The 14,162-nt window shown below is 65.0% G+C and carries 12 protein-coding genes; 7 read left to right on the plus strand and 5 right to left on the minus strand.

Annotation, left to right across the window (positions count from 1 at the left end):
- Positions 1–134: 134 nt before the first annotated feature.
- From B7Y64_RS07350 to B7Y64_RS07360, 3 genes are read right to left on the minus strand one after another with little or no spacing between them, the layout of a single operon-like run.
- Positions 135–347: a DUF2788 domain-containing protein gene (locus tag B7Y64_RS07350; RefSeq protein WP_024815661.1), complete on the minus strand. Its 213-nt coding sequence runs from the start codon at positions 345–347 to the stop codon at positions 135–137.
- Complete coding sequence (locus tag B7Y64_RS07355; RefSeq protein ID WP_024815662.1) at positions 344–1,189, minus strand: DUF2189 domain-containing protein; 846 nt, start codon at positions 1,187–1,189, stop codon at positions 344–346. The genes B7Y64_RS07350 and B7Y64_RS07355 overlap by 4 nt, the downstream gene beginning before the upstream one ends.
- A 4-nt stretch (positions 1,190–1,193) precedes the next feature.
- Positions 1,194–1,934: an HAD-IA family hydrolase gene (locus B7Y64_RS07360; RefSeq protein ID WP_291328587.1), complete on the minus strand. Its 741-nt coding sequence runs from the start codon at positions 1,932–1,934 to the stop codon at positions 1,194–1,196.
- Between the two features lie 183 nt (positions 1,935–2,117).
- Between B7Y64_RS07360 and B7Y64_RS07365 the strand changes: the two genes are divergently transcribed.
- From B7Y64_RS07365 to B7Y64_RS07390, 6 genes are all read left to right on the plus strand, one after another.
- Positions 2,118–2,519: a DUF2946 family protein gene (locus tag B7Y64_RS07365; protein ID WP_155886565.1), complete on the plus strand. Its 402-nt coding sequence runs from the start codon at positions 2,118–2,120 to the stop codon at positions 2,517–2,519.
- Positions 2,520–2,616: 97 nt separating this feature from the next.
- Positions 2,617–4,875 carry a TonB-dependent receptor gene (locus tag B7Y64_RS07370; RefSeq protein ID WP_291326308.1) on the plus strand — a complete coding sequence of 753 codons (2,259 nt, stop codon included), beginning with the start codon at positions 2,617–2,619 and terminating at the stop codon, positions 4,873–4,875.
- 176 nt (positions 4,876–5,051) lie between these two features.
- Positions 5,052–5,609 (plus strand): hypothetical protein, encoded by a 558-nt coding sequence (locus tag B7Y64_RS07375; RefSeq protein ID WP_291326310.1) that lies wholly within the window; start codon positions 5,052–5,054, stop codon positions 5,607–5,609.
- Positions 5,610–5,730: 121 nt separating this feature from the next.
- Positions 5,731–6,099, plus strand: a complete 369-nt coding sequence (locus B7Y64_RS07380) for a TraR/DksA C4-type zinc finger protein (protein ID WP_291326312.1) — start codon at positions 5,731–5,733, stop codon at positions 6,097–6,099.
- Between the two features lie 95 nt (positions 6,100–6,194).
- Positions 6,195–7,304 (plus strand): ferrochelatase, encoded by a 1,110-nt coding sequence (gene hemH / locus B7Y64_RS07385; RefSeq protein WP_291328591.1) that lies wholly within the window; start codon positions 6,195–6,197, stop codon positions 7,302–7,304.
- Between the two features lie 134 nt (positions 7,305–7,438).
- On the plus strand, positions 7,439–9,913 hold the full coding sequence (locus B7Y64_RS07390; RefSeq protein WP_291326314.1) for a Lon protease family protein: 2,475 nt from the start codon (positions 7,439–7,441) through the stop codon (positions 9,911–9,913).
- 16 nt (positions 9,914–9,929) lie between these two features.
- On the opposite strand, the gene B7Y64_RS07395 is transcribed toward B7Y64_RS07390, so the two are convergent.
- Both B7Y64_RS07395 and B7Y64_RS07400 read right to left on the minus strand, forming a co-directional pair.
- Entirely contained in the window at positions 9,930–11,279 is a 1,350-nt protein-coding gene (locus B7Y64_RS07395) for a sigma-54 dependent transcriptional regulator (protein WP_291326316.1), read from the minus strand.
- A 33-nt stretch (positions 11,280–11,312) separates the two neighbouring features.
- Entirely contained in the window at positions 11,313–12,563 is a 1,251-nt protein-coding gene (locus B7Y64_RS07400; protein WP_291326318.1) for an acetate kinase, read from the minus strand.
- Positions 12,564–13,208: 645 nt separating this feature from the next.
- On the opposite strand from B7Y64_RS07400, the gene B7Y64_RS07405 reads away from it, so the two are divergent.
- Positions 13,209–14,162: hypothetical protein (locus B7Y64_RS07405; protein ID WP_291328594.1), on the plus strand; the 954-nt coding region annotated here is incomplete at its 3' end.

The following is a 14,162-nucleotide window of genomic DNA, read 5'->3' on the forward strand; positions in this document are numbered from 1 at the left end:
AAAACGGGCCCGTGCAGCCTGCACCACTGCAAAGGCTCCACCCCGCTTGGCCTGAACGGCCTCAATGGCATGGAAGCCTTATCGGGCCAGCCCCATGTTCATCGCCCTTGCAGCAAGCCCGCCGGGTGGCGGCGTTACTTCTCCAGCCACCACTGGATGACCACCTTGGCCAAAAACCCGAGAAACCCCACGCCCAGGCCCAAAAACAGCACGAAAGTGCCAAACCGGCCGGCCTTGGAGGCCCAGGCCAGCTGCCCGATGATGAATACCATGTACAGGATGAAGGCCCCCACCCCGTAGGTGAGGAAGAAGCTCGAAATCTGCGCTTCGGTGTATCCAAAAATCACGGGCGCCCCCCTTGGGTCGGCGTGGCGTGGACCGATTCGCGCAGCGGCAGGCTGGAGGCGTCCACCAGATCGCGGTAAGCATGCCAACTGGCATGGCCCAGCATGGGCATGACGGCAATCATGCCCAGCAACAGCGAACCCAGACCCAGCAAGGTGAACCCCAGGATCAGTGCAGCCCACAGCGCCATGGGCAAGGGATTGGCCAGCACGGCCAGCCAGCTCGTCAGGATGGCCTGGCGCAGACTGGCGCGCCGGTCCAGCAGCAAAGGCATGGCCACCACGCTGGACAGGAAGATGGGCGCGGCCATCAGGCTGCCCAGTGCCAGCCACAACTCAAACAACCAGCCCTCGTCGGCCAGCACCACATGCAGCAAAAAATCTCGCGGTGTTTCGATGGGCACAGGAGCCAGCAGGGTGATCAAGGCCGCCGAGGTCACCACCCAGCCCGTGGCGGCCAGCGCCAGCAAGGCACCAAACTGCACCATGCACCAGTAGTCGTTGCCCCATTTGTGGACATGGCTGTGTTGCCAGTTGAGCCAGGTTTTGAGCACCACGGCGGTATCGGCGGGCTCGCGCTGCTCCAGTGCACGGCTGAGGGCATACAGGCTGGTGGCCAGCACGGGCGCCACCACCAGAAAGCCCGAAAGCGCGCCGGCCAGCAGCCAGAACCGGTTGTAGGCCACGGCCACGATGGCTGCGCCCACCAGCGTGATAGCCAGGCCATGCGCAAAGCTGATAGAGCCTGCACGCGCCATGTCGCGCCAGCCCAGGGCCAGCCAGGCCAGTGGTTGCATCAGCCCGACAGATCGGACGACGGGCAATGGGGGCGGGGGAAAGCGCATCGTTTTATTGGGAGGAAGCGGGTGGAAAGGGTGCGGCCGGGGCATCCAGCAGACGGCACAGCTCGGTAAGGCTGGCCACGGTGGCATGGGGCGGCGTGTCGTGGGGCCAGGCTTGTTGCGCAGGGTTCAACCACACCGCCTGCATGCCGGCGGTGATGGCCGCCAGCGCATCGAGGGTGGCATCGTCGCCTACATGCAGCACCTCATGGGGCTCAACGCCCATGGCGCTGGCGGCAGCATGAAAGATGCGCGGATCGGGCTTGGCTACGCCAAACTCCTGCGCACTGATGCTGGCCTTGAAATAGTGGCCGATGCCCACGCGGTGCACATCGGCATTGCCGTTGGACACCGCTACCACGGGGTAGCGCTGCGACAGGAAGGCGAGCGCCGGGTGGGCATCCTCAAATAGCTCCACACGCTGGCGCTCGGAAAAAAACACGTCAAATGCGGGCTCGGCCAGCGCAGCATCGTCCCCGGCCTGGGTGAGGGCCAGACGGATGGACTCGCGGCGCAGGGCACTCAGGTCGTGCCGCAAGTCGGGGCGCAGGCTCACCATCTGGTTGCGGATGGCACGCAGCGCGGCGGTGTCGGAATACAGGGTCGCAGTGGCGGGAGCATGCTCGCCCAGCCACTGCAGCAAGACCCCCTCGGCACGGGTGATGGTGGGCCAAATGGGCCACAGGGTGTCGTCCAGATCCAGGGTGACGGCGCGGACGCGGGTGATGTCGATGACGGAAGCAGACACAGTGGATAGATGCAGGGCGGGTGGCGGGCAGTGCCCGGAAAAGACCCGTCAGAGAATACCCCACACCGCCAACAGGAGCGGCCTGCAGGGATTTGCGACACACGCCCGCAGCGCTGCTCTGTGGCTCTTGATTCTTGATACATAACAAGTGACTGACCTGCCATCGGCGCCAGAATCCGCCGCGTGACATCACGCCCATCCCGCCCACGCAACCACCACCTGGCCATGGCGCTGGCCATGCTGGCGCTTTTTGCCCAGTTGTGGATGGTGCAGTTGAGCACGGTGCATTGGGGGCAGATGCTGTCGGAGCAGGCCCTTTTTAGCGATGTCTGCTCGGCACAGATCGCAACCCATTCGGGTCAAACGCCGGACACATCACCGGCCAACCACACCGGGGGCGGCTGGCTGAACTGCCCTGTCTGCAGCGCTGCTGCAGCCAGCTTTACGCCGCCCAGCCTGCCCACCGCAGTGGCGGCTATTCAGGAAGATGCGTTCTACCGCATCAAAATTGCACCCAGCGTTGCCCTGACACCACGGCACGCCAACTTGCGCCCCCCTGCGCAGGCCCCTCCGGCTTACGCCTGAGCTGAACACCCCCCGTTTTTTCCCCGGCAGTGCCCGCCGCCTTTGGCTGCGGCCCTGCTGCATGGGCTCGGCGCCCATCCTTTTCCGCATTACAGACATGAACACCCACACCCGTTCGCACGCCCTTCGCGGCCGCCCGTTTCCTGCCCTGCGCCCCCTGTGCGCCCTGCTGGCTGCCCTGCCCTTTGCGGCCCTCGCACAACAAGAGGCCGCACTCCAGACCATCACCATCAAGGCATCCAAGGCCGCTGTGGAACCCGTGGGCGCCAGCAACCTGGACGCCAGCACCCTTCAGTCTGGCCGCACGGCCAGCAGCGACACCGCCAACCTGCTGCGCAGCGTGCCCGGCGTGAGCCTGTTTGGCGCGGGCGGTGTCTCCAGCCTGCCCAGCGTGCATGGCCTGGCCGACGATCGGCTGCGCATCCAGGTGGACGGCATGGATCTGGTTTCGGCCTGCGGCAACCACATGAATCCGCCCCTGTCGTACATCGACCCCACGCGCGTGGGCAGCGTGCGTGTGTTCGCTGGCATTACCCCGGTCAGCGTGGGCGGTGACAGCATTGGCGCCACCATCCAGGTCGACTCGCCCGCGCCCGAATTCGCCCTCGCCGGCGAGGGCCGGCGGGTCCAGGGCCAGGCTGGCGCTTTTTATCGCAGCAATGGCGACGGCATGGGCCTCAACCTCTCGGCCACCTACGCCACCGAGCAGATGAGCCTGCGCTACGACGGCTCCACCGCCGAGGCCGACAACTACAAGGCGGCCCGCGACTTCAAGGCCGCCGGCCCTGCCGCCACCGACAAGCCAGCGCAGTGGCTGGGGGGCGACGAGGTGGGTTCTTCCAGCTACAAAACCCGCAACCATTCGTTGGCGTACGCATTGCGCAGTGATGAGCACCTTGTCGAAATGCGCCTGGGCCTGCAGGACATTCCCTACCAGAACTACCCCAACCAGCGCATGGACATGACGGGCAACGACAGCCACCAGTTCAACCTGCGCTACCAGGGCCAGTACAGCTGGGGCCAGCTCCAGGCGCGGGCCTACCACGAGAAAACCCGCCACGCCATGAACTTTGGCGAAGACAAGCAGTTCTTGTACGGCCCCGCCAACAACGTGCCCGGCATGCCCATGGACACCGAGGGCAAGACCACCGGCGTGCGGGTCAAGGGCGACATCACCCTGTCGGAACGCGACACCCTGCGCGCAGGTGCCGAGGCGCAGCAATACAGCCTGGACGACTGGTGGCTGCCCTCGGGCGGCGGCATGGCGCCCAACACCTTCTGGAACATCCGCGATGGCCAGCGCGACCGCTTTGACGTGTTTGGCGAATGGGAGTCACGCTGGAACCCGCAGTGGCTCTCGCAAGTGGGCCTGCGCAGCAGCCATGTGCGCATGAACAGCGGCGCCGTGCAGGGCTACAACGCCAACTACAACATGGAGGCCAATGCCTTCAACGCCCGTGACCGCAAGCGCAGCGACAACAACATCGACTTCACCGCCCTGGCACGCTATGCGCCCAACGCCAACGCCACCTACGAGTTCGGCTTTGCGCACAAGACGCGCTCGCCCAACCTCTATGAGCGCTACATCTGGTCCACCGGCGGCATGGCCATGCGCATGATCAACATGGTGGGTGATGGCAATGGTTACGTGGGCAACCCCGACCTGAAACCCGAAACCGCCAACACCCTGAGCGCCACCGCCGACTGGCACGACGCCACGGGTGAGCGCTGGGGCGTGAAGTTCACGCCTTACCTCACCTATGTGAACGACTACATCGACGCCCGCCGCTGCAGCGGCAGCGGCGCCATGTCGGCCTGCACCAGCGCCAACCAGACGGCCAACACGGGCTTTGTCTACCTGCAGTTTGCCAACCAGGATGCGCGCCTGCATGGTTTTGACCTTTCGGGCTTTGCCGACCTGGGCAAGAGTGCGCAGTGGGGCCAGTTCACCCTGAGCGGCATGCTCAACTTCGTCAACGGCAAGAACCGCACCACGGGCGACCACCTCTACAACATCATGCCGCTGAACGCGCGCGTGGCCCTGACCCAGCGCCTGGGCGCCTGGACAGGCACGGCCGAGGTGCTGATGGTGGACGGAAAATCGCGCCTTTCTGCCGTGCGCAACGAGCTGCCCACTGCAGGCTACGGCCTGCTGAACCTGCGCGCCAGCTACGAGTGGAAGCAGGTGCGGCTGGACTTTGGCATCGACAACCTGTTCGACCGCTTCTACAACCACCCACAGGGCGGCGCCTACCTGGGCCAGGGCCGCACCATGGCCGCCACGGCCGTGCCGTGGGGTGTGAGCGTGCCCGGCATGGGCCGCTCGGTCAGCGCAGGCGTGACCGTGAAGTTCTGATCCATTGAAGGGCCGGGGCGGCAGGGCCCGACATCTGCCGCCGCATTACTCCATCATGGCCTCCAGCGCCCCGAACACGGGTGCCGGAGGCTTTTTTTGCCCTGGATCCCTGCCCATAATGAAGGGCTTCCTGCAGTGGCAGGCCCCGTCACCCTCCACAGAAGACCCGGACCCCCATGGAATTTCGCTTGATCTACGAAGGTCCCCTGCACGGACAGGGCGCCAAGTCCTCGCACAAATGGGAAATCCGTCGCGCCCTGCATCCCCAGCTGCAACGCCTGTGGCAGGAGCGTCCGCTCAAGGACGCTGCCGCACGGCTGCTGGCCCACCCGGCCGCCCCGGGCCGCGTCTCTGTGATCGTGGAAAAAGGCGGGCTGCTGTTTGCGCCCCTGGTCACCCAGCGGCTGGACCTGTATGCCGAGCTGTCGGTGCTGTTGTTTCGCCAGCAACCGCGGGGCACGCTGATCACCGATGGCGGCGACATCGACAACCGGCTGAAAACCCTGCTCGACGGCCTGCGCGTGCCACGCGGCGCCATGGAGGGCCGCGCCGAGCTGCCCCACGAGCCCGATCCCCTGCCCTTCTTTTGCCTGCTCGAAGACGACTCGCTGGTCACCAAGGTGTCGGTCGAATCCGAACAGCTGCTGCGCCCGGCCAAGCCGGACGAGGTGGTGGCCATCATCTCGGTGCATGTAAAAAAGACCGTGCTGTCGCACGAGAATATGACGCTCTAGCCCGTTGGGCCGAACCCCTTGTGCCGAACACCGGGGCAAACGCCCGTACCATGCAAGCCATTGCGTACGACAGGCGCCCCGGCAACAGGCCTGCTAGAGATCAACCCATTAGGAGAACCCCATGAACGAAACACTGACCACCGACCAAAGCCAGGAACTCAAGTCCCGTCTGCTGGCTGTGCGCAAAGACCTTCAGGCCCAGATGCAGCAAAACCGCGAGAACCTTGCGCCACCCGCAGCCGACCAGGACGGCATCGTGCAGGGCAATGTGGGACGCGAGGTGGACCAGGCGCTCACCAACATCGATGCAGCCGACCTGGCGCGCATCGACCACGCCCTGGAGGCCCTGGAAGACGGCAGCTATGGTCTGTGCGCCGAATGCGGCTGCAGCATTCCGTTCGAGCGCCTCAAGATCGAGCCGCAGACGCAGCACTGCGTGGCCTGCAAATCACGCTGGGAACAGACCAAAGGCCACGCCGGGGCACGCTAACGCCCCCTCCGCGAAGCACACCGGCGTGATGCGCAGCGCACCGGCGCAAAGGCCCGTGACGACACGCGCGGCCCTGCCATGCGGGAGAATGCGACATGCCTTTTCAAACCGAACCGCCCTATACCCACGGCCAGGCCGAGCGCACCGCCGTGCTGTTGTGCAACCTGGGAACCCCCGACGCGCCCACGGCCTCTGCCGTGCGGCGGTATCTTGCCGATTTTCTGGGCGACCACCGGGTGGTCGAGATTCCGCGGCTGGTCTGGTGGGCCATCCTGCACGGCATCATCCTGCGCACGCGGCCTGGCAAATCCGCCAAAAAATACGCCAGCGTGTGGACCCCCGAGGGCTCGCCCCTGGCGGTGTGGACCGCCAAACAGGCCACGCTGCTGCGCGGCTGGCTGGGCCAGGCCGGGCACAACGTGCTGGTGCGGCATGCCATGCGCTACGGCAACCCGTCCATCGCCAGCCAGCTCGACGCCCTCAAGGCCGAGGGCGCCACCCGCATCCTGATTTTGCCGCTGTACCCGCAATACTCTGGCACCACCACGGCGAGCGTGCTGGACGCCGTATACAGCTGGGCCGCCCGCACGCGCAATGTGCCCGAGCTGCGCTTTGTGAACCGCTACCACGACCATCCCGGCTACATCGACGCGCTGGCCCGCACCATCGAAACCCACTGGAAGCACCATGGCCAGCCCGACAAGCTGGTAATGAGCTTTCATGGCGTGCCCGAGCGCACGCTGCACCTGGGCGACCCCTACCACTGCGAAAGCCTCAAGACCGGCCGCCTGCTGGCCGAACGCCTGGGCCTGCGCAAGGACCACTACCAGATCACCTTTCAGTCGCGCTTTGGCAAGGCCAAGTGGCTGGAGCCCTACACCCAGCCCACCATCGAAGCGCTGGGCAAGGCGGGCACCCGGCGCGTGGACGTGGTGTGCCCCGGCTTCACCAGCGACTGCCTGGAGACGCTGGAAGAAATCAACATGGAAGTGCGCGAGGCGTTTCTGCACGCAGGCGGCCAAGAGTTTCATTACATCCCCTGCCTGAACGACAGCAACGCCTGGATCACCGCGCTCAGCCAGGTGGCCCAACAGCACCTGGCCGGCTGGCCCACCACGGTGCCCGATGCCGCTGCACTGGCCGATGCGCACGCCCGGGCGCTGGCAGGTGGCGCGCCGGCTGGGGCGTGCCCCATGTCGAAATAACTATTATTTTGATAGCTGTTAGCGCTTACTGATAAAGCGCTAGAGGCCATTTTTACTCATATTTTTATGCACCAACCCGTCAACCGCTTTGCGCTGTGCGCAGGCCGTTGCGGCTTGCAGCAACGCCATTGCCCATGCCCGCCATTGCCCTTGAACCCCATCAGCTGCGGCTGACCATCGCACCCGAATCCCTGGGCTTTGCCAGCACCGCCGAGTTACAGGACCTGCCCCTGCCCTGGATCGGCCAAGAGCGCGCCCAGGCCGCCACCCAGTTTGGCCTGGCCATGGACCAGCCCGACTACCACCTGTTCGTTCTGGGCGAAGTGGGCAGCGGGCGCACCTCGCTGCTGCGCCAGGCCACACAGGCCGCTGCGGCCCAGCGTGCCGTGCCGCCTGACCTGTGCTATCTGCACAACTTTGACGCCCCCGAGCGCCCCCGCGCCCTGCGCCTGCCCGCCGGCCAGGGACGCCAGTTGCGCACAGCCATGCTGGAGATGGCCAAGATGCTGCAAACCGACATCCCCAAGCGCCTGGCCAGCCCCGATTGCAAAGCCGAAGCCGAGGCCATCCAGAAAGCCTGGCAAACCCAGGAGGCCAGCGCCTTTGCCGCGCTGGATGCCTTTGCAGAGGCCCGCCACTTTCGCCTATCGCGCGAAGGCGGCCAGATGGTGTTCACCCTTACGGGCGACAAAGGCCACCCGCTCACGGAAAACGAGGCCCTGGCCCTGCCGCGCGAACGCCGCACCGAAATCGATGCCGCCGAGCAGGCCCTGCGCACCGAGATTGCGCGCTTTCTGGACACCATGCGCCCGCTGGAGCGCTCCCGCGATGAGGCCTTGGTGAATTTGCGCCGCCAGACCATCAAGCCATTGATCGAACATGCGGTGCAGGACATCCGCCAGGGTCTCAAAAAACAGATCAAGGATGGCGCCAAGCTGGGCCAGTGGCTCGACCAGGTCGAGCGCGAAGTGCTGACGCACCTGGCACTGTTCGAAGCAGGCGATGCTGCCGCTGATGACACCGATGCCGAAGACGAGCGCAAGCAGCGCGTGGCCGACCTGCTGGCCCGCTGCCAGGTGAACCTGGCGGTGGACAACAGCGAGCGCGACGGCGCTCCCGTGATCGTGGAAGACAACCCGCAGCTGCGCAGCCTGTTTGGCGCCATCGACCTGCAAACCGACACCGATCCGCCGCATGCCGACTTTTCGTGCATTCGCGCGGGCAGCCTGCTCAAGGCCCATGGTGGCTTCATCCTGCTGCACCTGCGCGACCTGGTCGAAGACGAGGGCCTGTGGCCACGGCTGCGACGGTTTCTGCGCAGCAGCCGCCTGCAGATCGATGAGGGCAGCACCGCCGCGCACGGCACCACCGCGCCCGTCGCGCTGCAGCCCGAAGCGGTGGATGTGGACGTGAAGATCGTGCTGATCGGCTCGGTCGATGAGTACTACGCCCTGCAGGAAGCCGACCCCGACACCGCGCGCCGCTTTCGCGTGAAGGTGGACTTTGCCGAGCGCTTTATTGCCAGCCCCGCCACGCGCCACGCCACCGCCATCTTTGTCGCCCACAGCTGCAAAAAGCGCGGTCTTCCCCACTTTGCCCCGAGCGCCGTGGCACGCCTGCTGGAGCAGACCCACCGCGAAGCCGACGACCAGAGCCGCCAGAGTGCGCTATTTGCCAACACCGACGCCCTGGTGATCGAAAGCGCGGCCCTTTGCCGCGCACGCGGCGGCGTGCTGGTCGAGGCGCCAGATGTGGATGCGGCACTGTGGTCCCACACCCTGCGCCACAACTATCCCGAAGAACAACTGCACGAGTCCATCACCGAGGGCGAGCGCCTCATCACTCTGAAGGGCACGGTGGCCGGCCAGATCAATGCCATGACGCAGGTCGATCTGGGCGACTATCGCTTCGGGTTCCCCGTGCGCATCACGGCGCGCACGTTTGCCGGGCACGAAGGCCTGCTCAACATCGAGCGCGAAGTCGATATGTCCGGCCCCATCCACGACAAGGGCGTGCTGATATTGCACAGCTACCTGACCGCGCTGTTCAGCCATGTGGCCCCACTGGCCCTCAACGCCTCCATCGTGTTCGAGCAGGAGTACAGCGGCGTGGAGGGCGACTCGGCGTCGTGCGCCGAGCTGTACGCGCTGCTGTCCAGCCTGTCGGGCCTGCCGCTGCGCCAGGGCATTGCCGTGACGGGCGCCCTCAACCAGCACGGCGAGGTGCTGCCCGTGGGTGGCATCAACGAAAAGATCGAGGGCTGGTTCCAGGCCTGCGCCGCAGCAGGGCTGGATGGCACGCAGGGCGTGCTGATCCCCGCCCGCAACGTGCGCCACCTGATGCTCAGCCACGCCGTTCTCGATGCCGTAAAACGCGGTCTGTTCCATGTCTACACCGTGAACCATGTGAGCGAAGGCATTGCGCTGCTGACGGGCGAAGCCTCGGGGATGGGACCGGGCGCGCTGCCCGACCTGACCGCCGATGTAGAGGGCACCGTACTCAGCCGGGCCGAGCAGACCCTGCGCGCCTTCCGGCGTGCCTGCCAGAGCGCGGGGCACACCAGACGCGGCCGGGGTGGGCGCGGTGGGGCGACGCGCAAGGCCGATTGAGGCTCTTAGCGCAGGCTTACGATGTCTCCGCGTTGATACGGTGCTTGTCCATCAGTCGATACAGCGTCATGCGTGAGACACCCAGCTCGCGGGCGGCGCGCGTGACGTTGTTTCCCACCAGCGTCAGCGCCCGCGCAATCGCTTCGCGCTCGGCCAGCGTGCGGGCTGCATCCAGGTCGGTACCAGCCACCACATCGACGGGCGCCAGGCCAAGATCGCGGGCACTGATATAGCGCTGGTCGGTCATGACCACCGCACGCTGCACGCAGTTGTAAAGCTCGCGCACATTGCCAGGCCATGAATAGGCAGCCATGGCCGACAGGGCCTGCCGGTCGAATCCTTCCACGCGCCGTGGCCGGTCGGCAGCGCATATCTTGAGGAAATGCTTGGCCAGCAGCGGCACATCGTCCATACGCTGTCGCAGCGGGGGGACCTCGATGGTGAGCACATTGAGCCGGTAGTACAAATCTTCCCGGAAACGCCCCCGCGCCACCGCCTCGGCCAAGTTCACATGCGAAGCCGCCACCACCCGCACATCGACTGCCGTGTTGCGCACGGCGCCCACGCGCTGTATGGTCTTTTCTTGCAGGAAACGCAGCAGATTCGCCTGCAGTTCAAGCGGCAGGTCACCGATCTCGTCCAGAAAGACGGTACCGCCGTCGGCGGCTTCGATCAGCCCGCGTCGGTCGGCAGACGCTCCAGTGAATGCACCCCTCACGTAGCCGAAAAGCTCGGACTGGATCAAAGAGGGCGCAATGGCGCCACAGTTGACCTCCACCCAGGGCCCGTTTTTGCGCGGAGAATGGGCATGGATGGCATGTGCTGCCAGCTCCTTTCCACTGCCGCTCTCCCCCTGAATCAACACTGGCGCAAAGGCACCCGCCACCTTGCGGATGTCCTTGCGCAACTGCACCATCGACGCGGCCTGCCCCACCATGCCCAAGGTATCGGCCTCGGGCAAGGCGTCTGTGGACCCGTGGCGCAGCAGGGCGCGCTGCGCAGCGTGTTCGATCATCCGGTCCAGATCGGGCCATTCCAGCGGCAGCACCTGATAGTCAAAAAAACAGTTCAGTATCAGCGCACGGAACGCATGCGACTCCAGCACCGCCTGTTCACATAAAGCCACCCATTCCGTTTGCAGCGAGGCATGGACACAGGCCTCCACAGCGACCACTCCGTCCTCGTCCAGCCGCTGCGCGGCATCGGCCACCACCAGCGCCACGGAAAACTTGCGCTGCGCCAGAAGGCTGCGTGCTGCGGACACATCGCTGCAGCACGCAACCTCCCACCCCGCGCGCCGCAGGTGGCCTTCCACAATCTGGCCCTCTGCTCCAAGACTCAGGCATAAAATTTTGCGCACAGGCATTGCATGTTGATCTCGTAGGTTCACGTTGCATCATCAAAAGGACATCGGAAGGCGCACGCTCAGCGTGAGGTCAGGCGTGTCGCGCGTGAGGCCCGCACCCACCGTGACGTTCAGGGTGGTCCGGTTGCTGTAGCGGTACGAATAGCCGAGCAGGAGTGACGACAGCTGCGTGCGCACCGAGCTGGGCACGGGCAAGCCGTTCTGTTTGGTGCGCCCCACGGAATTGAGGTCAATGCCCACGCTGAAGGACGAGCGGTCATTGATCGCTAGACCCATGCCGAAGTTGATGCCCCATACGTCGCCAGGCTTGACGCTGCCGATGAACTCCTGTTCGCCCGCCAGCACCCGACGGCTCACATTGCTGCGGCCGAAGTTGTGCGTGTAGCTGATGCCGCCAAAAAACACGGCCGGGTCCGAAGGCAGCAACCAGGTGAGAGAAGGCTGCAGCGAATAAAAGCCCGATCCCGTGGGCAGGTCCAGCGGCAACCCTGTGCCGGTGGTGTTGCCCAGGCAACGCGTCACGCAGTCGGTAACCACCTCGAACGGGTCCTTGCCGGTGCGGGTCTTGAAGCGCAGCGAACCAATCAGATAGGGGTCATTGCCCTTGGGCTCATTGAGCTGGTAGCGCGCCGCAAACTCGATATCGCCAATGTCACGGCCGCTGGAGTTGAACGCCTGCTCAGACGCCGACCCCGTAAAGATCTCGCGGCTGATCGAATCGTCCGAGCGGTACACATAAGGCACCTTCATTTCCACTTCAAGGCGGCGGGTCAGCCCCCAGCGGCCGGTGAGCGCCGCAGTCAGGGTGTTGCGCTTGACCTCCCGCACGTCGATCAACCCGATCAACAGCGCCGGAATGATGGTGTAGCCGACCAGCGCCACGCGGTTGCTGGACGAGTAGCCGTATTGCAGGGACGGCTCCAGCACATAGTGACCCGGCTGCGTGAGGATGCCGGGCTGGTCGAACAAGGGCGCCACCGCCGGTGGCTGGTTGTCCACCGCCGGTGCCACCCCCACCCGCACGGGGCGGGCCCCGGTGTCGGCAGGCACATTGCCCGCAGGCGCCGCCTCGGCCGTGGCTGGCTGCGGCGCGCTGCGTGCTGACTCGGCCACCGAGCGCTCCAGGTCCTGGTAGCGGGCCTCCTGTTCAAGCACCTGCTGGCGCATCGCCTCGATTTCCCGACCTTGCGCGCTGACCTGCTGTTCCAGCGCCTCAATGCGCTGTGTAATGCCCTTGCGTGCGGGCACGCTTTGCGCCTGCACCATGGCACTTGAAAGCGCCATGACCGAACCGGTAACCAAAACCCAGGGTCTGTGTGAGCTGTGCGTTTTCATGCGACTACTCCCGATGGCGCTGCAACGGCGTTTTTGTTGTGCCAACAGTGGCGGTGAACGCGGGGCAAGAATAGGCGCGTGGCCTCTGGGTGTGCAAGCACCACTCTGCAAGTGGAAGTAAGTTTGGGCGCAAGACATCACACTGGTATCAACCCACAGTCGCAGAGCCGAGACGGAGCCCGCGCCGGCCACACCTGCGTTTCGCACTGCCACTTTTGTAGATCAGTTGGTGCGCCCAACCCCATTGCAACCCGCACTGCGCAACCCCTGCGTCACAGCACTGAGACACCAGGCCTGTGGCAGTCGCCGGGTGGTTTTGCAGATGAATCAACTGCGGCAGCGGGCGCTGACACACCGAAAACGCTGCGGCCTGAGGCAATGGCGTCAACCTCCTGTGACACTTTGCGCGGAACCATCCTGCCCGCTTCACTTTTGCCTCGCCTGTTTGGCCCCCTTGGCACGCCACTTCTCCAGTAGCGCGGTGCCACCACATCCCACCGGAATGTGGCTGGCACTGAAGTTGCTGAACGACCTCCGAATTGCGTCCGCGCAACTCAATCCTTGACCTTGTTTCATTCCACCGTAGGAGGCTTTATGAAGAAGACACTTGTGGCTTCGGCCATGGCAGTTGCGTTCGGCATCAGCGGCGTGGCATTTGGCAGCACAGACCAGAACACATCCCAGGGTACCGAAAGCGGAAACAACACCAGCACCAGTACCAGCACCACCACGAGTACAGACAACAACAGCCACACCAAGACCGACAACAGTGTGCGCAATTACACGAAAAACGATAACGACACCATCACCAAAACAAGGAACGCCAACAAAACCGACAACAGCATCAACAAGGACTCGGGCGCTGCAACTGCCAATGCCGCACGTTCGGCTGCGCTGAACAACGGCTCCACCGGCACATTCACCGACGCTTTCAACGTATCCAAAGCCACTGCAACCAGCAGCCTTCACGGCATGGTCACGGGCAACCACGTACGTGACATCGGAAACAACGCCTACAACACCGGCAACGCCAACGGCGGCAAGGGCTACGGAGGCGATGGCGGCAAGGGCTATGGAGGCACGGCCAGCGGCAAGGGCACGGGTGGCACGGGCGCTGGAGGTGAAGGGGCTGTGGGCTCGAATGGCGGCGATGCATTCAACGGTAACGTCACCAATGGCAGTGCCAACAATGGCAGTGCCAGCGCCGGCAACGGTGGCAAGGGTTATGGCGGACGCGCCAATGGCGGCGACAGCGGCGGCACGGTCTCAGCCAACGGTAGCGGCAGCGGTGATGGCGGCCGCAGTGGCGCCGCCAACGGCGGTGCCAACGACCAAGGCCAGGGCAGCGGCGGCAACGGAGGAAACACCGGTGCCGGTGGAGCAACCACGGCCAGCGGCACGGGCGGCACCGCCACCAGCAACGGTGGAGGCAGCACCCGCACGGCAGGCGCGGGCACCGGTGGCGCAGGGGGTTCCAGCACCAATGGCAGCGCCAGCAATGGCAGTGCCAGCAACGGCTCCAACACCGCCGGTAACGGTGGCGCTGGT

Origin of the sequence: Acidovorax sp. 35-64-16 (assembly GCF_002281195.1) — a bacterium.
In the GTDB taxonomy this organism is placed as follows: domain Bacteria; phylum Pseudomonadota; class Gammaproteobacteria; order Burkholderiales; family Burkholderiaceae_C; genus Acidovorax; species Acidovorax defluvii.

Coding starts and splice junctions, on each gene's coding strand:
- B7Y64_RS07355 (WP_024815662.1), bottom strand. CDS start 1,189: ATGCGCTTTCCCCCGCCCCCATTGCCCGTCGTCCGATCTGTCGGGCTG.
- B7Y64_RS07370 (WP_291326308.1), top strand. CDS start 2,617: ATGAACACCCACACCCGTTCGCACGCCCTTCGCGGCCGCCCGTTTCCT.
- B7Y64_RS07375 (WP_291326310.1), top strand. CDS start 5,052: ATGGAATTTCGCTTGATCTACGAAGGTCCCCTGCACGGACAGGGCGCC.
- B7Y64_RS07380 (WP_291326312.1), top strand. CDS start 5,731: ATGAACGAAACACTGACCACCGACCAAAGCCAGGAACTCAAGTCCCGT.
- hemH (WP_291328591.1), top strand. CDS start 6,195: ATGCCTTTTCAAACCGAACCGCCCTATACCCACGGCCAGGCCGAGCGC.
- B7Y64_RS07390 (WP_291326314.1), top strand. CDS start 7,439: ATGCCCGCCATTGCCCTTGAACCCCATCAGCTGCGGCTGACCATCGCA.
- B7Y64_RS07395 (WP_291326316.1), bottom strand. CDS start 11,279: ATGCCTGTGCGCAAAATTTTATGCCTGAGTCTTGGAGCAGAGGGCCAG.
- B7Y64_RS07400 (WP_291326318.1), bottom strand. CDS start 12,563: ATGGCGCTTTCAAGTGCCATGGTGCAGGCGCAAAGCGTGCCCGCACGC.